Origin of the sequence: Streptomyces sp. SDr-06 (assembly GCF_003324565.1) — a bacterium.
Lineage (GTDB): Bacteria > Actinomycetota > Actinomycetes > Streptomycetales > Streptomycetaceae > Streptomyces.
In genome coordinates this window covers 416,470-436,207 of the sequence record NZ_QOLA01000002.1, presented here as the reverse complement: position 1 = coordinate 436,207, position 19,738 = coordinate 416,470, and the positions used below count along the sequence as shown (strand labels likewise).

Here is a 19,738-nt window from a genome sequence, read left to right as displayed (position 1 = left end):
ACAGTCGACGGCGGACTCACCGGTCCAAGGCCCCGTCCTGCCAGACAAAGGCCCCTTTTTCTCCACCCCCCTCCTGTCCGGAAGGCGGCGATCATGATCGACCCCGTAGCCAAGTTTCCGAGCGAGCTCGACCAGCTCCCGGACCGTGACACCGAGGAGACCGCCGAATGGGCGGCCTCCCTCGATGCCGTCGCCAAGGCCGCCGGCCCGCACCGGGCCGCGTATCTGATGCGCCGCACGCTGCAGCACGCCGAAGGCGCGGGCCTGGCCCTGCCGAAGCTGCTGGAGACGGACTACGTCAACACCATCCCCTCCTCCTCCGAGCCCGTCATCGACGGTGACGAGGAGATGGAGCGCCGGATCACCGCGTGGAACCGCTGGAACGCGGCGGCCATGGTGACCCGAGGCTCGAAGTACGGCGTCGGCGGCCACATCGCGACCTTCGCGTCCGCGGCCTGGCTGTACGAGACCGGCTTCAACCACTTCTTCCGCGGGAAGGAGGGCGACGGCTCCGGCGACCAGCTCTACATCCAGGGCCACGCCTCGCCCGGCATCTACGCCCGCGCCTTCCTCGACGGCCGCCTCACCGAGGCGCACCTCGACAAGTTCCGCCAGGAGTCCGCGGGCGACGGCCTGCCCTCCTACCCGCACCCGCGCCGCCTGCCCTGGCTGTGGGAGTTCCCGACCGTCTCCATGGGTCTGGGCCCGCTCTCCGCCATCTACCAGGCGCGCTTCAACCGGTACCTCACCAACCGGAACATCAAGGACGTCTCGAACTCCCACGTGTGGGCGTTCCTCGGCGACGGCGAGATGGACGAGCCCGAGTCGACGGCGGCCCTCGCACTCGCCGCCCGCGAGGGTCTGGACAACCTGACCTTCGTCATCAACTGCAACCTGCAGCGCCTCGACGGCCCGGTCCGCGCCAACTTCAAGATCGTGCAGGAGCTGGAGGCCCAGTTCCGCGGCGCCGGCTGGAACGTCGTGAAGTCACTGTGGGGCGGCGCCTGGGACGAGCTCTTCCAGCTCGACACCACCGGCGCCCTGGTCCGCCGCCTGCGCGAGGTCCCCGACGCCCAGGTGCAGACGTACCAGACGCGCGACGCGGCCTACATCCGCGAGGACTTCTTCGGCAAGGACCCGGCGCTCGTCGAGATGGCGAAGCTGCTGTCCGACGACAAGATCCTGGAGTGCTTCCACCTGTCGCGCGGTGGCCACGAGCCGCGCAAGGTGTACGCCGCCTACAAGGCCGCCCTGTCCCACAAGGGTGCGCCGACCGTCATCCTGGCGCAGACCGTCAAGGGCTTCACCCTCGGTGAGGGCTTCGCGTCCAAGAACGCGAACCACCAGATGAAGAAGCTCACCAACGACGAGTTCAAGAAGATGCGTGACCTTCTTGAACTGCCCATCTCCGACGCGCAGTTCGTCGACGGCGTGGTCCCCTACGGCCACCCCGGCGCCGACTCCCCCGAGGTCCGCTACCTCCAGGAGCGCCGCGCGGCGCTCGGCGGCCCGGCCCCGGCCCGCCGCAGCCACGCGATCGCCCCGCTGCCGGCCCCGGCCGACAAGTCGTTCGCGGCGTTCGACAAGGGCTCCGGCAGCCAGTCCATGGCCACCACCATGGCGTTCGTCCGGCTGATGAAGGACCTGATCCGCGACAAGACGACCGGCAAGCGCTGGGTCCCGATCGTCCCGGACGAGGCCCGCACCTTCGGCATGGAGTCGCTGTTCCCCTCGCTCGGCATCTACTCGCCGAAGGGCCAGACGTACGAGCCGGTCGACCGCGACCAGCTCATGTACTACCGCGAGGCCAAGGACGGCCAGATCCTCAACGAGGGCATCACCGAGGCCGGCTCGATGGCCGACTTCATCGCCGCCGCGTCGTCGTACGCCACGCACGGCGAAGCGATGATCCCGTTCTACATCTTCTACTCGATGTTCGGCTGGCAGCGCACGGCCGACCAGATGTGGCAGCTCGGCGACCAGCTGGGCCGCGGCTTCCTGGTGGGCGCCACCGCGGGCCGTACGACGCTGACCGGTGAGGGCCTCCAGCACGCCGACGGCCACTCCCCGGTGATCGCGGCGACCAACCCGGCGGCCCTGTCGTACGACCCGGCCTTCGCCTACGAGGTCGCGGCCATCGTCAAGGACGGTCTGCGCCGCATGTACGGCGAGGCCGCCCCGGGCGAGGACCGAGACGTCTTCTACTACCTGACGGTCTACAACGAGCCGATGCCGCAGCCGGCGAAGCCCGCGGGCATCGACGAGGGCATCGTCAAGGGCCTGTACCGCTTCAACACGGCGGAGTCGGCCGGTGTCACCGTGCCGGTGAACGCCTCGCGCATCCAGCTCCTGGCCTCCGGCACGGCGATCCACTGGACCCTTGAGGCCCAGAAGCTGCTCGCCGAGGAGTGGGGCGTGGCCGCCGACGTATGGTCCGCCACCTCGTGGACCGAGCTGCGCCGCGACGCCCTGGAGGCGGACGCCGCGCTGCTGCGCGGCGAGGAGCGCATCCCCTTCATCCGCAAGGCACTTGAGGGCGTGGACTCCCCCGTCCTCGCGGTCTCCGACTACATGCGCCAGGTCCCGGACCAGATCGCGCAGTGGGTCGAGCAGGACTGGTCCTCGCTCGGTGCGGACGGCTTCGGCCTCTCCGACACCCGCGAGGCGGCCCGCCGCCACTTCGGCGTCGACGCCCAGTCGATCGTCGTCGCGGCCCTGGCCCAGCTCGCCAAGCGCGGCGAGGTACCGGTCACGGCCGTGAAGGAAGCGCGCGAGCGCTACGGCCTGTAGGCCCCGACCGGCCACCCGCGCGTGCCCCGTCCCGATTGCCGGGGCGGGGCACGCGTGCGTGAATGGTCTGCCGGGGGCGCCACGACTCCGGGAGCACCGCATGAGGATCTTCAACCGCCCGTCCGCGCCCACCTGGGCCGACCTCTCGACGACCGACGTCGCCGCCGCCAAGGGCTTCTACGGAGGCCTCTTCGGCTGGCAGGGCGCGGACGTGCCGCTGGCGGAGGCGGGCGGCTACGGGATGTTCCTGCTCGGCGACCGGTACGTCGGCGGGTACGGCCCCTGCATGGCTCCGGGGCAGCCGGTGGCCTGGCTGGCGTACTACCAGGTCGAGTCCGCCGACGCGACGGCCGCCGCGGTCACCGGCAACGGCGGTTCGGTCGTCGCCGGTCCCATGGACGTCTTCTCGTCGGGCCGGCTCGCGGTGTTCGCCGACCCCGAGGGCGCGGTCTTCGGCGTCTGGCAGCCGAAGGAGCACCAGGGCTTCGGCGTCGCGGACCAGCCGAACAGCATGTGCTGGTTCGAGCTGCTCACCCGGGACGCGGACCGGGCCAGGACCTTCTACCGGGCGGTCTTCGGCTGGGACTGCGACACCGAGCCGTACGGCGGCTCCGAGTACACCGAGTGGCGGCTCGACGGCGAGAGCTTCGGCGGCATGATGCGCATGAACGAGGACTTCCCGCCGGAGGCGCCGCCGCACTGGATGGTGTACGTCCAGGTGGCGGACTGCGACGCGACCGCGGCGAGGGCGCGGGAGCTGGGCGGCGAAGTGCACGTGCCGCCCACGACCATCCCGCCCGGCCGCTTCGCCCTGCTGCGGGACCCGCAGGGCGGGGTCTTCTCGATCATCGCGCTGACCGAGACCCACCCGTAGCGTCAACGCCGGGCGCCCTACGGGGGCGCGGGGCCGCGCTCGACCGTCAGCGCCGGGCGCCCTACAGGGGCGCGGGGAACTGCGCGACCGGCCACGGACGGCCCGCACCCGAAAACGAACCCCGGGTGCGCGGGGAACGGCGCGAGCACCCCGCACGATCCGCACCCGAAAGCGACCCCGAAGCACACCCGGCCCCACCCAGGCCCCCCACCCTGCATCATGACCGCATGCGCGCTGCCCGGCTCATCAAGATGGTGCTTCTGCTCCAGGCCCGCCCCGCCATGACCGCCGCCGAACTGGCCCGCGAGCTGGAGGTCTCGGAGCGGACCGTGACCCGGGACGCGCAGGCGCTGGCCGAGGCGGGGGTGCCGGTGTACGCGGACCGGGGCCGGGCCGGGGGCTACCGCCTGGTCGGCGGGTACCGGACGCGGCTGACCGGACTCGCCCGCTCCGAGGCCGAGGTCCTGTTCCTGTCCGGAGTGCCGGGCGCGCTGCGGGAGATGGGTCTTGAGGACGCCGCCTCGGCGGCCCGCCTGAAGGTGTCGGCGGCCCTGCTGCCCTCCCTCAAGGACGCCCCCACCGCCGCCGCCCAGCGCTTCCACCTGGACGCCCCCGGCTGGTGGCAGGAGCCCGAGACGCCCGAACTGCTGCCCGCCGTCGCGGAGGCGGTGTGGGACGACCGACGGGTCCGGGCCGGCTACCGGCGCCCGGACCGCTCCGAGGTGGAGCGCGAGCTCGAACCGTACGGCCTGGTCCTGAAGGCGGGCGTCTGGTACCTGTGCGCCCGCCCGGCGGACGAGGACGGCGGCTTCCGGGTGTACCGGCTCGACCGGTTCACCGCGGTCGCGGTCGGCGAGGACCGGTTCGTCCGGGACGCGGACTTCGACCTGCCGGGCTTCTGGGCGGCGCGGTCGGCGGAGTTCGCCCGCTCGGTGCTCCGCGAGACGGTGGTCGTACGGGTCTCACCGGCCGGGGCCGCCCGGCTGCCGTACGCCACCGGCGACCGGGACGCGGTGCGCGAAGCCCTGGCGGAGCGGGCCGGGGAGCCGGACGAGGACGGCTGGGTCACGGTCACCCTGGCGGTCGAGTCGCAGGACGTCGCGTACGGCCAACTACTCACTCTGGGGCCGGAGTTGGAGGTCCTGGAACCCGCCGCGCTGCGCGAGCGGTTCGCCGACGCGGCGCGCGCCCTGCGCCAACTCTACGAATAGATCGGCACCATTGGCAGATACTGGCAGTTTCGGTTGGACAACTCGCCGTCATTGGCAGGAAGTTGTAGGATTCGAAACGTGCCTGGTAACAGCGCTTCGACCGAGGGACAGCGTCGTCCGCGGGATGTGGTCGCGGACGGCTTGCGCGCGCTCATCTCCGGTGGGGAGCTGCGCGTCGGTGAACACCTCCCGACCCAGGCCCAGCTCAGCGAGCGGTTCGCGGTGCCGCGCGGCGCGGTCCGCGGCGCCGTGGAGCTGCTGGAGAAGGAAGGCCTGATCAGGCGGGCCCAGCAGGGCACCCCGCCGACGGTCGCCCGCCCGGCCGCCACCCGGCCGCCCGCGAGCAACGGCCGCGAGGTGCCGGGGCCGCGCCGCCATGCCCCGCGCCCCGCGGGGGTCTTCCTGGGCGAGCGGGTGGCGCAGTGCTTCCGCCAGGAGGAGGTGACCATCGACGCGTACTGCCTCAATGGCGAGACGCTGGCCGCCGCGCTGGCGGGCCCGCTGGTCACCGTGCAGGCCGAGGGCGCCGGTCCGCGCCGGGTGGCCGTGCGCATCCTGCTGCCCGACGCCGAGGCGCCCCTCGCCCTGCCCCAGGTGATCGGCGATCTGCACAACGGCCGGCCGCGCGAGCGGCTGCGCATCACCAGCAACCACATCTACGGCTCGCTGCGGCACTCGCTGCGCATGCTCAAGGTCCGCGACCTGGTGGAGGACGTGACGGTCGAGGCCCGCAAGGTGTCGATCACCCCGACGCAGAAGGTGTACATCCTGAACGGCCGGGAGGTCCTGGCCGGCCACTACCAGGTGACCGAACGCACGGTGGACCTCGACCGGAACCCGATCGAGATCTACGACATGCTCGGCGTGGAGGGCATGCTCTTCCGGCACACCGTGGTGGACGACGACCAGGTGACCCGCAGCTATGTCGAGCAGACCCAGCAGTGGTTCGACTCGCTGTGGAACACCATCGCCCGTCCCATGGACCCCAACGCCCGCCCCGTGGACCCGAGCTGAGCCGGATCGGGAGCGGGCCCGCCCGAGGGCGGTGATCGAGCGGCCCCGTTCAGACCGCGGCGATGAGCAGAAGCACCAGGAGCACGGCCGCCACGCACACCAGGTTGGTGCGCGGCCCGGCCGGTACCGGCCCAGGCTCCCCGCGGACCGCGCCGTCGCCGCCCTTCGTGAGCAGTACACCCAGAGCCAGCACCAGCAGACCCGACGGGCCGAGCAGGGACACCACACCCGCGTTCGACAGCAGTTCGAGGACGATTTGCACGCGTGTCTCCAGTCCCATGGAACACCTCCTCCGGTTGTCGCCGCCGCGGCCCGCACGTACTGACGATCGGTACCCTCATTGGCCGGCGATTGTGTTCCCTCCTCCTACCCGTGCTGAATGGCTGCCATCTATGGTCAGCCGACTGCATATCGGGCAACACGACTATGCCAATGGAACATTGGGCGTCCATCTGGTCCAACCAACCGGTCAATTGGGCCAGTTGACCTGTCCTCGCAGCCATCTGTCCTGTCCTGACCGCGAGTTGTAACCTCTCGGGGTGACGACCCACACCACCGGGACCGACCGGGACGACGTCGGGGAGATCCCCCGCTACCGGACGGTCGCCGACGCACTGCGCCAGGACATCCAGAACGGTGTCCCCGCGCCCGGCGACGCGCTGCCCAAACAGGAGCAGCTCATGCGCCGGTTCCGCTGCGGTCGCGGCACCGTACAGAAGGCGCTCCAGCTGCTGCGCGCCGAGCAGCTCCTGGAGGACGGGGTGTCCGGCCGGGGTGCCCGGGTGGCCCGCCAGGCAGCCATCGGACGGCCATTGGTCTACTACGTCTCCCGTGCCTTCGAGGCGCGCCATGTCTCGCTCGACGTCTGGTCGCTGCACACCGAGGAGCTCTCGCGCGCCGTCCAGCAGCAGGCCGAACTCATCCGGCTCGGCGACCGGGCGGCCCCCGAGTCGGTCCGGGTCCGGGTGCTGGTACCCGATCTGGACACCGACCACCCCTACCCCCGCGCCCTCGACGACCCCCTCGACCCGCGCCCGCTGCGGCGGTTGCGCCGGGTCATCCGGATGTACGCGGAGGCGCTGCACCACTCGCTCACCCAGCTGGCCGAGGAGGGCACGGTCGGCACGGTGTCCGTGGAGATCCGGAGCCTGCCGACGGTGCCGGGCGAGAAGCGCTACCTCATCAACGGCACCCAGATGCTGACCGGCTACTACTTCCTGCGCAGGACCCGCATCCTCGTCGACGCGGAGTCGATAGAGGTGGTCGAACTGCACAGCGACACCCTGTTCCCCGCCACCCTTGAGGGCAACGGGGCGCGGTCCCTGGAGCGCGCGGAGTTCGAGCAGGTGCAGGCCTGGTTCGACTCGCGCTGGGAGATGGTCGCCAACACGCTGCCCCTCGACGAGTAGCGAACGCGGGGCGACAGGTGTGCCAGGGGTGAGCCAGGAGCGGCAACCGGACGAAAAGCGCCGCTCCGCGTGCGCGGCCACCCCCCACCCACGATGCTGGTTCCGTGATGGACGAGACGGAGTTCTGGGAGATCGTCGACCGTACCCGCGAGGCCGCCGACGGCGACCCCGAGGAACAGGCCGACCTGCTCGTGGAGCGGCTGCTGCAGTACGACCCCGACTCCGTGCTCGACTTCGCCCGGCACTTCGAGGCGCGCTACAACCGCGCCTACCGCTGGGACCTGTGGGGCGCGGCCGCCGTGCTGCTCGACGGGGCCAGCGACGACGCCTTCGACTACTTCCGCTGCTGGCTCATCGGCCAGGGCCGCGAGGTCTTCGAGGGCGCGCTGCACGACCCCGACGCGCTCGCCGACCTCCTCGGCGAGTTCGACGAGGAGGTCGACGGCGACGGCGAGGAGCTCGGCTACGCGGCGGACGAGGCGTACGAGCAGCTCACCGGCGTCGTGGCGCCGGACCTCGGCATCCCCGCCCAGTCCGAGGAGCCGGCCGGAATCCCGCTGGACTTCGAGGACGCGTCGGCCCTCGCCGACCGCTTCCCCCGTCTGTGGGAGCGGTTCGGCACCGGCTGAGCGGGGCCGGGCGGCGGATCAGAAGTGCGTGCCGCCGTCGACGCGGACCTCGGTCCCGGTGATGAAGCGGCCGTCGTCGCTCGCCAGCATCGCGACCACCGACGCCACCGTCTCGGGGCCCGCGAAGCCCTGGCCGATGGCCGGGGCGAGCTTCGCGAAGAGCGACATGTCGGCGTCGGCGGGCAGGCCCGGGCCCACGCTCGACCGGGAGGCGCCGGTGCCGTCGGTCATGCCGGACGAGATCGACCCGGGCTGCACGGCGGTGAAGCGGATGCCCTGCTTGGCGTATTCGGCGGCGAGCGCGTGCGTCATCGACTGGATGCCGCCCTTGCTGGCCGCGTACGCCGCCATGTAGGGGTGGGCGAACATCGCCGAGGTCGAGCTGAAGTTGACGACGGCCGCGCCGTTGCCCTTCAGGAGCGCCGGGACGGCTTCGCGGATCATCAGGAACGTGCCGGTCAGATTGACCGCGACGACCTTGTTGAAGTCGGCCAGGCTCGTCTCGTGGGTGTGCGAGGAGCGCAGGATCCCGGCGGCGTTGACCAGCACGTCCAGACCGCCGAGCGCGGCCACGGCGGCGGCGACGCCCGCGCGCACCGAGTCCTCGTCGGCTATGTCGACGACGAGGGTGGTGAGCCGGCCGGCAGTGGCGCCCGCCTTGTCGGCGGTGTCCTTGAGACCGGCCTCGCTGACATCGGCGGCGACGACATGGCCGCCCTCCGCGAGCAGGCGGAGCACGGTGGCCTGGCCGATGCCGGAGCCACCGCCGGTGACCAGGGCGCGGCGACCTTCGTAGCGGTCGGTGACGGTGTTCGGGCTCATCGCGGTCCAGCTTTCTCGCGTGCGGGGATCGTGGATGCCACCACCGTACGCCCAAGTGGCACGTTTTGCCACGACGTCATTCCATGCCGGTACGGAGACCGCGGGCGTAGGCTTGCGCGGTGACCCAGCCCGATCCCCAGGCCGCTCCCCCGGCCAAGGCCTCCCTGACCGAGCGCCGCAAGGCCGCGACCCAGCTCGACATCGCCCGCGCCGCCGCCGCGCTCTTCGCCGAGCACGGGCCCGACGGCACCACCGCCGAGGCCATCGCCCGGCACGCCGGGGTCGCGCTGCGCACCTTCTACCGCTACTTCCGCTCCAAGCAGGACGCGGTCGGCCCGCTGCTCTCGGGCGGCGCCGAGCGCTGGCGGGCGCTGCTCGAAGCCGCCGAGCCGGGCCCGCTGGGGAAGACGCTGGAGGCCGCCGTGCGCGAGGCCCTCGCCGCGCCCGACGCGCACGGCGCCGAGCAGCTGAGGTGGACCCGGGGACTGCTGCGCGCGGCCGAGCACGACGCGGCCCTGCGCGCGGTCTGGTACCGGGTGAACCAGGACTCCGAGGAGCGCCTGCTGCCCGTCCTCGCCCGGCTGGCCGGGCCGGGGGCCGACACCCTGGAGCTGCGGCTCGCGGCGGCCGCGGCCACCGACGCGATCCGGGTCGCGCTCGAAGCGTGGGCGGCCACCGACGCGCCGGCCTCCGGCCCGGGCTCCCCCGCCGATCTCGCGGTGCGCTGCCTGCGCGAACTCACCGGCGCCATGCGCCTGTTGGGCCGCTGAGCCGGACCGCTAGCGCGGGTCGAGCCAGGCGAGGGCCGCGGTCGTCAGAGCGGTCACCCCGGTGGTGAGCGTGGGCTCGACCAGCGGGGCGAAGAAGGGCGAGTGGTTGGAGGGGACGTCCTGGTCGAGGGTGCCGGCCGCGAACGCGGCGCCGAACGCCTCGGCGTCCACTCCCCCGAACAGCCAGTAGCAGACCGGGATCTGGGCCTCGGTGCCGAACAGGCCGACGTCCTCGCTGCCGGTCACCGGGCCCGGGTCGAGCACCTGGCCGTCGCCGATGACCGCGCCGACCGCGGCCATCGTCCGGGCCGTCGCGTCGGCGTCGTTGACGAGCACCGGGAAGGAGTCGATCTCGGTGATGTCCGGCTCGCGCGTGGCCCCGGCGACGGCCGCCTCCCCCCGCACGATCCGCTCGACGGCGGCCAGGACCCGGGTCCGTACGTTCTCCTTGTACGTCCGGATGTTGATCTTCAGCTCGGCCTCGTCCGGGATGATGTTGTCCTTGGTCCCGGCGTTCAGGGCGCCGACGGTCACCACGGCCGTCTCACCGCCCGGGATCTCGCGCGAGACGATCGTCTGGAGCCTTAGCACGGTGGAGGCGGCCATCACCACCGGGTCGACGGACGTCTCGGGCCGCGAACCGTGCGCCCCCTTGCCGTACATGACGACCTTGAGCGCGTCGGTGGCCGCGAAGGCGGGGCCCGCGTGCGCCCCGATCATCCCGGCCGGGAACGGCGCCACGTGCTGGCCGAGCACGACGTCCGGGGTGCCGAACCGCTCGTAGAGCCCGTCGTCGAGCATGGCCCGCGCGCCCTGCCCGATCTCCTCGGCCGGCTGGAAGACGCCGAGGACGGTGCCGCTCCACAGCGAGCGGGCGTCGGCGAGCAGCCGGAGCGTGCCGAGCAGGCAGGTGACGTGCATGTCGTGCCCGCAGGCGTGCATCACCCCCTCGGCGGTGGAGGCGTAGTCGAGACCGGTCCGCTCGGTCACCGGCAGCGCGTCGAAGTCGGCCCGCAGCAGCACGGTGGGCCCGGGCCCGTTCGCGAGCACGGCGACGACCCCGGTGCGCCCGACGCCCTCGGTCACCTCGCACCCGAACTCCCTTGCCCTGCGGGCGACTTCGGCCGCGGTGCGGTGCTCGGCGAAGGACAGCTCGGGGTGCGCGTGCAGATCGCGGTAGATCCCGGCGAGATCCTCGCGGATCGCGTCGAGCCCGCGCAGGACGAGGGCCGCGGCGTCGGCGGTGGCCTTGGCGGCGGGGGTGGAGTGGGACACGGTGGCTGCCCTGCTTTCGGAGGTCTGGTCTCGGTCGTCAGCCGGCGAGCAGGGAGCGCCCCATCAGGACGTCGTCCACGTACGCGCCATCCAGGAGGAACTCGCCCGGCAGTACGCCCTCGACGGCGAAGCCCTCCGCCTCGTACAGCGCGCGGGCCGGGGTGTTGTGGCCGAGGACGCGCAGTGTGATGCGGGTGGCGCCCTGGCGGCGGGCGGCCTCGTAGGCGCCGCGCAGCAGGGCCCGCGCGACGCCCCGGCCGCGCGCGGCCTCGCTGACTTCGAGGCCCTGGATCTGGCGGACGTGCCGATTGCACGCGAGCGGGGTGGCTGGAACCAGCCGGACGAACCCCACGACCTGGCCCTCCGCCTCGGCCACGAGATAGTGCGCGGGCTCGTGCCGCTCGTCGAAGAAGGGCGCGTACGGGGGTGTCGGGCGCGGCTGCACCGAGTGCAGCGGGGACCAGGCGGCCCGGGTGAGCGCGCCCAGCGGCTCACCGTCGGAGCGCCGGGCGGCGCGTATGAGGACCGGAGGAGAAGTACCGGGCTGGGTGTACGACTCGGGCATGCGGCCACTGTGCCATGTGGGCCCGAGAGCGCAAGGATGGGCTCCATGAAGATCGCGGTGACGGGTTCGACGGGACTGATCGGTGCGGCGCTGACGCGCTCGCTGCGGGCGGACGGGCACGAGGTGCTGCGTCTCATACGGCGCGGGGCCCAGGCCCCCGACGAGGTCGAGTGGGATCCGGCGCGCCAGTACGTGGACGCGGCGGGCCTCGCCGGCTGTGAGGCGGTGGTGCACCTGGCCGGGGCGGGGGTGGCCGCCCACCGCTGGACGGCGGCGTACAAGAAGGAGATCCGGGACAGCAGGGTGCTCGGCACGGCGGCCCTCGCCGAGGCGCTGGCCTTGCTCGACACCCCGCCGAGGGTGCTGGTGAGCGGCTCGGCGATCGGCTACTACGGCGACACCGGCGGCCGCCCGGTGGACGAGTCGGCGCCGCCGGGCGACGGCTTCCTCGCGTCGGTGTGCGTGGAGTGGGAGGAGGCGGCGGCTCCGGCCGAGGAGGCGGGCATCCGCACGGTGTTCGCGCGTACGGGTCTGGTGGTGGCCCGCGAGGGCGGCGCGTGGGCCAAGCTGTTCCCGCTGTTCCGGGCGGGGCTGGGCGGCCGGCTTGGCAGCGGCCGCCAGTACTGGTCGTTCATCGCCCTGCACGACGAGGTCGCGGCGCTGCGGTTCCTGGTGGACACGGAGGGGGTGTCCGGGCCGGTGAACCTGACCGCGCCCCAGCCGGTGACGAACCGGGAGGTGACGGAGGCGATGTCCCGGGCCCTGCACCGCCCGGCCCTCCTGCCCGTCCCGGCGGCGGCGATGCGGTTGGCCGTCGGGGAGGCGGCGGGGGATGCGCTCGCCAGTACGCGCGTTCTGCCGGCGCGGTTGCTGTCGGCGGGGTTCAGGTTCGCGTTCCCCACGGTGGAGGGGGCGATCGGCGCCGCAACCTGACCGGGGGCTGTGCCCCCGACCCCGGGGGGGTGCCCACCCACCCGCCCGTGCAAGGGGTTGGATGGTTCCGCCCCTGGGGCTCCGCCCCAGACCCCGGGGGTTTGCCCACCCGCCCGCCCGTGCAACGGGTTAGTTGGTTCCGCCCCTGGGGCTGCGCCCCAGACCCCCTGAGGGGCTTCGCCCCTCGAACCCCGACGGGGGCTCTGCCCCCGCACCCCCGTTCGCGCCTGAACGGCGCTCGTCCTCAAACGCCGGACAGGCTGGGTATGCCTGTGCTGGCCAGCACGGTGCCGTTAGGGGCGCGGGGAACTGCGCGACAAACCACCCACGGTGGACGGACGAAACGGGGTTGGGGGCACAAGAAATGGGCGAACCCATCAAGCCCCACAAGCACAACCCCTGGGGGCGCGGGGAACTGCGCGACCAGCCACCCACGGTGGACGGACGAAAGGCGGGGCGCGGGGGCCCGTAGGGGCACGGCCGGGGGCGGGGGCGGAGCCCCAGGGGGGTGGGGCCGGGGGCACCCCGGCAAGGGGGAAGCCCCCCGGAGGGGCGCCGTGCGCCCGGTATGCCTCAACGCCCACCCCCACGCGCGGCGGAGCCGGGACGGCGAACGGTATCTACTCTCTCCACGAACTCCGGCATTCCGTGGGCCAGTTGGGGGCATGAGGCCTCCACCTACCGCGCCTACCTCGGGGAGGGCCACGTGCTCAGCACCGCACACCATGCGGACGTACTCATCGTGGGGGCCGGGCTCGCGGGCCTGTCAGCGGCTCATCAGCTGACCGGCGCGGGAGTCACGGTCAGCGTCCTGGAGGCGGCCCCTTCCGTGGGCGGCCGCATGTCGACCGCCACGGTCGACGGGTTCCGGCTCGACCGGATCGGGCAACTCCTTTCGACCTCGTACCCCGAACTGACCCGCACCCCGGGCCTGGAGGACCTGCCGCTGCGCCCGTTCTCGCCCGGCGTCCTCGTGCACAGCGAGGGCCGGCACTACCGCGCGGGCGCGACAGGGAGCGCAAGGGGCGCACTGGCCGCCGCACGCGCCCGCGCGAGCGCCCCTCGCGGCACGGTCACCCCGCTCGGCGGCGCACTCGATCAGGCCCGGCTCGGCAAAGCGCTCGCCAGGCTGGCCGCGACCCCCGTCGAGCGGATCGTCGCCCGGCCCGAACTCCCCATCGGCCAGGCCCTGTCGGGCCGGGGCCTGCCCGCCCGCACGCTGGACGGCTTCGTGCGCCCGCTGCTGTCCGCCCTGCTCTGCGACCCGGACCTGACCACGTCGAGCCGCTGCGCCGACCTCGCGCTGAGGGGCTTCGCGCGCGGTCGGCTGTGCGTCCCGGCGGGCGGCGCGGCCACCCTGCCGGAGTTGCTCGCCCGGGCGCTGCCGCCCGGCACGGTGCGTACCGACGTGAAGGTGACCTCGGTGGCCACCACCTCGGTCACCACGTCCGACCACGGCGTACTCGGCTGCCGCTCCGTGCTCCTGGCCACCGACGCGCCCGCCGCCGCCGAGCTCCTGCCCGGCCTCAGGGTCCCCGCCTTCCACCCGCTCACCGTGCTGCACCACACGGCGCCGCACACCCCGCTCGCCGACCCCGCGCTGCTCCTGGACGCGGACCGCAGCGGGCCGGTGGCGTACAGCTCGGTGATGAGCGAGGTCGACCCGAGCCGCGCGCCGCACGGCCGGGCGCTGATCACCTCGACCGTGCTCGGCACCCCGCCCGCCGACCTGGAGCGCGCGGTACGCCGCCAACTGGCGCGCCTGTACGCCACGTCCACGGCCGACTGGGAGCCGCTGGCCGTGCACCACACCCCGCAGGCCGTGCCCTCGATGCCCGCCCCGCACGATCTGCGCCGCCCGGTCCGGCTGCTCGCCGGTCTGTACGTCTGCGGCGACCACCGCGACACCAGCACCGTCCAGGGCGCCCTGTACTCGGGCCGTCGCGCCGCCCAGGCGATCCTCACCGACCTGGGCGTCCCGTCCTGGCAGGCGCCGGCGGAGGTGATCCGCAAGGCGGCCTGACGGCGGGGCCGCCCTTCGGAGTCCGTGGCCGGATGCCGCCCGGCCACGGGCTCACCCCAACGCGGCCACCCGGTCCCGGTAGGTGCGCACCGCGGCCGCGTCCCGGTACGGCTCCAGACGGCGCTCGAAGTCGCGTACGTACTCGACCGCGCGCGCCGACCTCATCTCGCTGGCCTGCTGGGCCGCCTCCGCGCCCAGCGCGCAGGCCTGGTCGAGCTCGCCGAGGCCGAGCCGGGCCGTGGCCAGCACGACCCGGCAGAACAGCCGCGAGCGGGCGTAGCCCGGGGCGCGCAGTTGCAGGGAGCGCTCCGCGTGCTGCGCGCAGGCGCGGTACTGCTGGAGGTCGCGGTGGCAGTGGCCGAACTCGTCGGCGAGCTGCGCCTCGTCGAAGAACCGCGCCCAGTGCGGCACGTCGTCACCGGGCCGGGCGCTCTCCAGCGCCCGTTCGGCCCGGACCAGCGAGGCGGTGCACGCCCGTACCTCGCCGAGCACCCCGTGCCCGCGCGCCTCCACCGCGTTGAGCAGCGACTGCACGACGGGCGGCGCCGCGGAGCCCACGCCCTGCTGGGCGACCCGGGCGAGCTGGACCGCCTCGCGGCCGTGGCCCAGATAGACCGCCTGGCGGCTCATCGTGACCAGCACGTACGAGCCGTACGCCCGGTCCCCCGCGGCCTGTGAGAGCCGGAGCGCCTGCACGAAGTAGCGCTGGGCGAGCCCGTGCGCCGCGATGTCGTACGAGGTCCAGCCGGCCAGCCTGGTCAGGTCGGCCGCCGCCGCGAACAGCCGGCGCCCCACGTTCTCGCCGTAGGTGCCGCGCAGCATGGGTTCGGCCTCGTGCTCCAGATAGCGCACCAGTGCCTGGCGCGCGTGCCCGCCGCCGTAGGCGTGGTCGAGCGTGCGGAACAGTTCGCCGACCGAGCGGAGCGCCGCGATGTCCCCGCTGGTCACGCGCTGCCCGGGGCCGCGGTCGGTGGTGCGCTGGCGGGGTACGGAGGGGCGGCCCTGGACCGGGATGCGGGTCACGTTCGCCTGGGGGTTCGGCTCACCGCGCCCCACCCGGTCGTCGGCCCGCCCGATCAGCCAGTCCCGGCTGGGGACCACCAGGCCCGCCGGGGTGAACGCGATCTTGCGGAGTTCGGCGTGGCTGCCCGAGTCCTTGCGCCAGAGGCCGCTGACGATGTCGACGGCCTCCTCCGGGGTCGCCGCGAACTCCAGACCCGCGTACACCGGCGCACAGGCGTCGAGCCCGAGGTCCTGTGCGGAGAGTCTGCGGCCCAGCCTCCGGGTGAACACCTCGGCGATCAGCGCGGGCGTGGTGCCGCGCGGTTGCTGGCCGCGCAGCCACCGCGTCACCGAGGTCTTGTCGTAGCGCAGATCCAGGCCGTGCTCAAGGCCGAGCTGGTCAACGCGGCGGGCCAGCCCGGCATTGGAGAACCCGGCTTCTGCGATGAGTGCGGCGAGCTGGCGGTTGGGGGTGCGCTGCGAGGGTCGTTCCGTCATCAGCTCTGCGTTCTCCTGCCTTCCGGGCCAACCTTGCAGCCCTCATGGAACGGCGAGAATTTAGCGGTCAATACGGCCGGTGCCGCCACCTTCGCCCCGCATTCATCCGATCGTGTGGTGAGGTGCCGTTTCTGCCCGGGTCTGGGGGGCGTGCGGCGGCCCTCGAACACGGTCGTACAGTGAGGGAGGGCTGCATGCATCCGAGAAGTTCGACAGGGGAGCTGGCGTGAACGAGCTGCGATTTGTCCGGCTGGGGTTCGGCGCGGACGCGGTCGAGTACCAGGAGGCCTGGGACGAGCAGCGCCGGGTGCACGCGGCCCGGTTCGCCGACGAGGTTCCGGACACCTGCCTGCTCCTCGAGCACCCGCCGGTCTACACCGCGGGGCGGCGCACCGAGGACAGCGAGCGCCCCCTGGACGGCACCCCGGTGATCGACGTCGACCGCGGCGGCAAGATCACCTGGCACGGCCCCGGCCAGCTCGTCGGCTACCCGATCCAGAAGCTGCCCCGCCCCGTCGACGTCGTCGCGCACGTACGCCGCCTCGAAGAGGCCCTCATCCGCACCGCCGCCGACTTCGGCCTGGCGACCACCCGGGTCGAGGGCCGCAGCGGCGTGTGGGTCCTCGGTGACCCGGTGGAGCGGCGCCCCAGGCTCGGCGGCCTGTCCCTCGACCTCGACCCGCGCCTGACCGACGACGAGTTCGACGCCCGCCTCAACGGCCCCGAGTACGCGCCCTCCAACGCGGGCCAGCGCCGCGAGGACCGCAAGCTGGCGGCGATCGGCATCCGGGTGGCCAAGGGCGTCACGATGCACGGCTTCTCGTTCAACGTGAACCCGGACAACACCTGGTTCGACCGGATCGTGCCGTGCGGGATCCGCGACGCGGGTGTGACCTCGCTCTCGTACGAGCTGGGGCGCGAGGTCACGATCGAGGAGGTGCTGCCCGTGGTGGAGCGCCACCTCAGGGACGTCCTGGAGAACGCCGACCTGGCTCCGCGCGAGATCGAGCGGCCCCAGGCCCCCGCGGTGGCCTGACCCGCCCCGGCACCCGCGCCGGGGGAATGCCGCCGGACCCCGGCAGGTTGCCCCCATGGCAACGGGCCGCACCCCAGCCGTCCAAACAACGGGCGTACCCTAGGGTTCGCCGAAGAATCGAAGTCACAGGGAGCCGGACGTGTCCGCAGTCGCACCCGACGGACGCAAGATGCTGCGCCTGGAGGTCCGGAACAGCCAGACCCCCATCGAGCGCAAGCCCGAGTGGATCAAGACCCGGGCGAAGATGGGTCCCGAGTACAACCAGCTGCAGAAGCTCGTGAAGAGCGAGGGCCTGCACACGGTCTGCCAGGAGGCCGGCTGCCCGAACATCTTCGAGTGCTGGGAGGACCGCGAGGCGACCTTCCTCATCGGCGGCGACCAGTGCACCCGGCGCTGCGACTTCTGCCAGATCGACACGGGCAAGCCCGAGGCGCTGGACCGGGACGAGCCCCGCCGCGTCGGCGAGTCGGTCGTCACCATGGACCTGAACTACGCCACCATCACCGGCGTCGCGCGCGACGACCTGGCCGACGGCGGCGCCTGGCTGTACGCGGAGACCGTGCGCCAGATCCACGCGCAGACCGCGGGGCGCGCCGAGGGCCGCACCAAGGTCGAGCTCCTGGCCCCCGACTTCAACGCGGTCCCCGAGCAGCTGGAAGAGGTCTTCTCCTCCCGCCCCGAGGTCTTCGCGCACAACGTCGAGACCGTGCCGCGGATCTTCAAGCGGATCCGCCCCGGCTTCCGCTACGAGCGCTCCCTCGACGTGATCACCAAGGCCCGCGACTACGGCCTGATCACCAAGTCGAACCTGATCCTCGGCATGGGCGAGACCCGCGAGGAGATCAGCGAGGCGCTGCAGCACCTGCACGACGCCGGTTGCGAACTCATCACGATCACCCAGTACCTGCGCCCCTCCGTGCGCCACCACCCCGTCGAGCGCTGGGTGAAGCCGCAGGAGTTCGTGGAGCTGAAGGAGGAGGCCGACGAGATCGGCTTCTCCGGTGTGATGTCGGGTCCGCTGGTGCGCTCCTCCTACCGCGCGGGCCGGCTGTACCAGCAGGCGATGGAAGCGCGGAGCGCCGCCGCCACCGCCTGAGCCCCGTCGCGCACGACAGGGACTGCGTGAATCCGCTCACAAGCGGCTACTGATCGGTAATGGCCGATTCGACGCGGCCCGTACCTTCCCCGCAGGTCGGGGCATGCGTACGGGCCGCGTCAACGCTTTGCCGGTCCGTATCAAGGTTTCATTGGCGTTTGACCGCTTGGACACGCCCTGGTAACACCAATCAGTGACATTGGCTTTACGCACCGCGCATGCCCCCACACCCACCGTCCGTTCCTGACTTCCCGTCCCGAGGGGGGACCTCGACGATGCAGGCCGCTACCGCTCCGCAGACCGTGCGAGCCACCACGCTTCCGTCCGTCACCGGCGCGTTGCGCGTCATGGAGTCGCTGATCATGGGCTCCGGGCAGCGCACCGCCCGCCGCAACGCCTGGACCGCGGTCCTGGAGGACCGGCGCCGGGCCAAGGACCGCGTCGAGGCCCAGCACGTACTGGAGGCCGTGGCCACCCGCCGCTCCTAGGCCACGTAAACTTCCTGGTATGGCGAGGAAGGCAACCGCAGAGAGCGCTGCGAACGATGCGAATGCGGGGCGACTGAAGCAGATCGCCCTGACCTACAAGATGACCCGCAAGGCCGACTCCAAGATCGGACTTGTCATCGCCGGCGTGGGAATCGTCGTCCTCGGCGTCTTCCTCGCGATCGGCTTCCTGCTCGGACACCCGGTCTACCTGGGCATTCTGGGCCTCCTGGTGGCCGTGCTCGCGATGGCGATCGTCTTCGGGCGGCGGGCCGAGCGGGCGGCGTTCGGTCAGATGGAGGGTCAGCCGGGCGCGGCGGCCGCGGTGCTCCAGAACATCGGGCGCGGCTGGACCACCACCCCGGCCGTGGCGATGAACCGCAGCCAGGACGTCGTCCACCGGGCCGTCGGCCGGGCCGGCGTCGTGCTGGTGGCCGAGGGCAACCCGAACCGGGTGAAGTCCCTGCTGGCCGCGGAGAAGAAGAAGATGGCCCGCATCGTGGTGGACGTACCGGTCCACGACGTGATCGTCGGTGACGGCGAGGGCCAGGTGCCGCTGAAGAAGGTGCGCACCACGCTCCTGAAGTACCCCCGCGTGCTCTCCGGCCCGCAGGTCACCGCGGCCAACGACCGGCTGCGCGCCATGGGCGACCTGATGAGCAACATGCCGCTGCCGAAGGGTCCGATGCCCAAGGGCACCCGGATGCCGCGCGGCGGAAAGATGCGCTGACCTCACCTCGTAGGGCCACGGAGCCCGTACGCACACGAAGGCGGCCCGGACCGATGTGGTCCGGGCCGCCTTCTGACGTTCCAGCGGGTGGGAGGTTCAGATCCTGACCTGGACCGCGCGGGCCAGCCGGTCGTGCAGGCCGCGGCCGTCGCGGTCCCAGATCAGCGCCGGGATCGCCAGGCACAGCAGCACGGTGCGGACGGTGACCCGCACGATGCCGAGCCGGCCGCCCTCCTCGGCGACCACGCGCAGACCGAGCAGCCGCTTGCCGGGCGTGAAGCCGACGGTCCCGACCGTCAGCACACCGAGGACGAGGAACACGAGGAGCGCCCAGTTGCTCGCGCTGTGCGCGTTGCCGCGGGCGATCAGCTGGTAGGCGATCAGGGCGCACAGGCCCCAGTCGATGAAGATGGCGCCGAAGCGCCGGCCGAGGGGGGCCACCGAGCCGGGCCCGTCCTTGGGCAGACCGAGCCGCTCGCCCCGGTAGCCGAAGTCGACGCCCATCTCCTCGGCGGCCGCGCGGGGCCCCGAGAGCCACGATCCGATTGCTTGCCTGTTGTCCACGGAACCACGGTA

The 19,738-nt window shown here is 72.6% G+C and carries 19 protein-coding genes; 13 read left to right on the top strand and 6 right to left on the bottom strand.

Annotation, left to right across the window (positions count from 1 at the left end; translation table 11 throughout):
* Window positions 1–93: 93 nt before the first annotated feature.
* From aceE to DT019_RS06310, 4 genes are all read left to right on the top strand, one after another.
* Complete coding sequence (aceE, locus tag DT019_RS06325; protein WP_114035635.1) at window positions 94–2,790, top strand: pyruvate dehydrogenase (acetyl-transferring), homodimeric type; 2,697 nt, start codon at window positions 94–96, stop codon at window positions 2,788–2,790.
* A gap of 100 nt (window positions 2,791–2,890) precedes the next feature.
* Window positions 2,891–3,664, top strand: a complete 774-nt coding sequence (locus DT019_RS06320; RefSeq protein WP_114035634.1) for a VOC family protein — start codon at window positions 2,891–2,893, stop codon at window positions 3,662–3,664.
* Between the two features lie 227 nt (window positions 3,665–3,891).
* The gene (locus DT019_RS06315; protein WP_114035633.1) at window positions 3,892–4,875 is read left to right on the top strand and encodes a helix-turn-helix transcriptional regulator; all 984 of its coding nucleotides are present in this window, start codon (window positions 3,892–3,894) and stop codon (window positions 4,873–4,875) included.
* Between the two features lie 78 nt (window positions 4,876–4,953).
* The gene (locus DT019_RS06310; protein WP_189389215.1) at window positions 4,954–5,889 is read left to right on the top strand and encodes a winged helix-turn-helix domain-containing protein; all 936 of its coding nucleotides are present in this window, start codon (window positions 4,954–4,956) and stop codon (window positions 5,887–5,889) included.
* Between the two features lie 49 nt (window positions 5,890–5,938).
* On the opposite strand, the gene DT019_RS06305 is transcribed toward DT019_RS06310, so the two are convergent.
* Window positions 5,939–6,169, bottom strand: coding sequence for a hypothetical protein (locus tag DT019_RS06305; RefSeq protein ID WP_114035631.1), 231 nt, complete (start codon window positions 6,167–6,169; stop codon window positions 5,939–5,941).
* Between the two features lie 259 nt (window positions 6,170–6,428).
* On the opposite strand from DT019_RS06305, the gene DT019_RS06300 reads away from it, so the two are divergent.
* Both DT019_RS06300 and DT019_RS06295 read left to right on the top strand, forming a co-directional pair.
* The gene (locus DT019_RS06300; protein WP_114035630.1) at window positions 6,429–7,298 is read left to right on the top strand and encodes a winged helix-turn-helix domain-containing protein; all 870 of its coding nucleotides are present in this window, start codon (window positions 6,429–6,431) and stop codon (window positions 7,296–7,298) included.
* A gap of 107 nt (window positions 7,299–7,405) precedes the next feature.
* Window positions 7,406–7,927, top strand: coding sequence for a DUF4240 domain-containing protein (locus tag DT019_RS06295; protein WP_189389267.1), 522 nt, complete (start codon window positions 7,406–7,408; stop codon window positions 7,925–7,927).
* Window positions 7,928–7,945: 18 nt separating this feature from the next.
* Here DT019_RS06295 and DT019_RS06290 read toward each other — a convergent pair whose 3' ends face one another.
* A complete protein-coding gene (locus DT019_RS06290; protein WP_114035628.1) occupies window positions 7,946–8,749 on the bottom strand; it encodes an SDR family NAD(P)-dependent oxidoreductase in 804 nt (267 codons plus the stop codon).
* 119 nt (window positions 8,750–8,868) lie between these two features.
* Here DT019_RS06290 and DT019_RS06285 point away from each other — a divergent pair, with 119 nt between their 5' ends.
* Window positions 8,869–9,519, top strand: coding sequence for a TetR/AcrR family transcriptional regulator (locus DT019_RS06285; RefSeq protein WP_114035627.1), 651 nt, complete (start codon window positions 8,869–8,871; stop codon window positions 9,517–9,519).
* A gap of 9 nt (window positions 9,520–9,528) precedes the next feature.
* Here DT019_RS06285 and DT019_RS06280 read toward each other — a convergent pair whose 3' ends face one another.
* Both DT019_RS06280 and DT019_RS06275 read right to left on the bottom strand, forming a co-directional pair.
* Window positions 9,529–10,794 carry an amidohydrolase gene (locus tag DT019_RS06280; protein WP_223279326.1) on the bottom strand — a complete coding sequence of 422 codons (1,266 nt, stop codon included), beginning with the start codon at window positions 10,792–10,794 and terminating at the stop codon, window positions 9,529–9,531.
* A gap of 37 nt (window positions 10,795–10,831) precedes the next feature.
* On the bottom strand, window positions 10,832–11,359 hold the full coding sequence (locus DT019_RS06275; RefSeq protein WP_114035626.1) for a GNAT family N-acetyltransferase: 528 nt from the start codon (window positions 11,357–11,359) through the stop codon (window positions 10,832–10,834).
* A gap of 36 nt (window positions 11,360–11,395) precedes the next feature.
* Between DT019_RS06275 and DT019_RS06270 the strand changes: the two genes are divergently transcribed.
* Complete coding sequence (locus DT019_RS06270; RefSeq protein WP_114035625.1) at window positions 11,396–12,292, top strand: TIGR01777 family oxidoreductase; 897 nt, start codon at window positions 11,396–11,398, stop codon at window positions 12,290–12,292.
* Between the two features lie 706 nt (window positions 12,293–12,998).
* Window positions 12,999–14,315, top strand: coding sequence for an NAD(P)/FAD-dependent oxidoreductase (locus tag DT019_RS06265; protein ID WP_114035624.1), 1,317 nt, complete (start codon window positions 12,999–13,001; stop codon window positions 14,313–14,315).
* A 51-nt stretch (window positions 14,316–14,366) separates the two neighbouring features.
* Here the strand turns inward: DT019_RS06265 and DT019_RS06260 are convergent, their stop codons facing one another.
* Window positions 14,367–15,815: a regulator gene (locus tag DT019_RS06260; RefSeq protein ID WP_114035623.1), complete on the bottom strand. Its 1,449-nt coding sequence runs from the start codon at window positions 15,813–15,815 to the stop codon at window positions 14,367–14,369.
* Window positions 15,816–16,041: 226 nt separating this feature from the next.
* Between DT019_RS06260 and lipB the strand changes: the two genes are divergently transcribed.
* The 4 genes from lipB (at window position 16,042) to DT019_RS06240 (ending at window position 19,162) form a co-directional block, all read left to right on the top strand.
* The gene (gene lipB, locus DT019_RS06255) at window positions 16,042–16,851 is read left to right on the top strand and encodes a lipoyl(octanoyl) transferase LipB (RefSeq protein WP_114035622.1); all 810 of its coding nucleotides are present in this window, start codon (window positions 16,042–16,044) and stop codon (window positions 16,849–16,851) included.
* Window positions 16,852–16,990: 139 nt separating this feature from the next.
* The gene (gene lipA, locus DT019_RS06250; protein ID WP_114035621.1) at window positions 16,991–17,947 is read left to right on the top strand and encodes a lipoyl synthase; all 957 of its coding nucleotides are present in this window, start codon (window positions 16,991–16,993) and stop codon (window positions 17,945–17,947) included.
* Between the two features lie 275 nt (window positions 17,948–18,222).
* Window positions 18,223–18,435, top strand: a complete 213-nt coding sequence (locus tag DT019_RS06245; RefSeq protein WP_114035620.1) for a hypothetical protein — start codon at window positions 18,223–18,225, stop codon at window positions 18,433–18,435.
* 19 nt (window positions 18,436–18,454) lie between these two features.
* The gene (locus tag DT019_RS06240; RefSeq protein WP_114035619.1) at window positions 18,455–19,162 is read left to right on the top strand and encodes a DUF4191 domain-containing protein; all 708 of its coding nucleotides are present in this window, start codon (window positions 18,455–18,457) and stop codon (window positions 19,160–19,162) included.
* Between the two features lie 96 nt (window positions 19,163–19,258).
* Here the strand turns inward: DT019_RS06240 and DT019_RS06235 are convergent, their stop codons facing one another.
* Window positions 19,259–19,726, bottom strand: a complete 468-nt coding sequence (locus tag DT019_RS06235; RefSeq protein WP_114035618.1) for an RDD family protein — start codon at window positions 19,724–19,726, stop codon at window positions 19,259–19,261.
* Between the last annotated feature and the right edge of the window lie 12 nt (window positions 19,727–19,738).

Coding starts and splice junctions, on each gene's coding strand:
- aceE (WP_114035635.1), top strand. CDS start 94: ATGATCGACCCCGTAGCCAAGTTTCCGAGCGAGCTCGACCAGCTCCCG.
- DT019_RS06320 (WP_114035634.1), top strand. CDS start 2,891: ATGAGGATCTTCAACCGCCCGTCCGCGCCCACCTGGGCCGACCTCTCG.
- DT019_RS06315 (WP_114035633.1), top strand. CDS start 3,892: ATGCGCGCTGCCCGGCTCATCAAGATGGTGCTTCTGCTCCAGGCCCGC.
- DT019_RS06305 (WP_114035631.1), bottom strand. CDS start 6,169: ATGGGACTGGAGACACGCGTGCAAATCGTCCTCGAACTGCTGTCGAAC.
- DT019_RS06295 (WP_189389267.1), top strand. CDS start 7,406: ATGGACGAGACGGAGTTCTGGGAGATCGTCGACCGTACCCGCGAGGCC.
- DT019_RS06290 (WP_114035628.1), bottom strand. CDS start 8,749: ATGAGCCCGAACACCGTCACCGACCGCTACGAAGGTCGCCGCGCCCTG.
- DT019_RS06275 (WP_114035626.1), bottom strand. CDS start 11,359: ATGCCCGAGTCGTACACCCAGCCCGGTACTTCTCCTCCGGTCCTCATA.
- DT019_RS06270 (WP_114035625.1), top strand. CDS start 11,396: ATGGGCTCCATGAAGATCGCGGTGACGGGTTCGACGGGACTGATCGGT.
- DT019_RS06260 (WP_114035623.1), bottom strand. CDS start 15,815: ATGACGGAACGACCCTCGCAGCGCACCCCCAACCGCCAGCTCGCCGCA.
- DT019_RS06245 (WP_114035620.1), top strand. CDS start 18,223: ATGCAGGCCGCTACCGCTCCGCAGACCGTGCGAGCCACCACGCTTCCG.
- DT019_RS06240 (WP_114035619.1), top strand. CDS start 18,455: ATGGCGAGGAAGGCAACCGCAGAGAGCGCTGCGAACGATGCGAATGCG.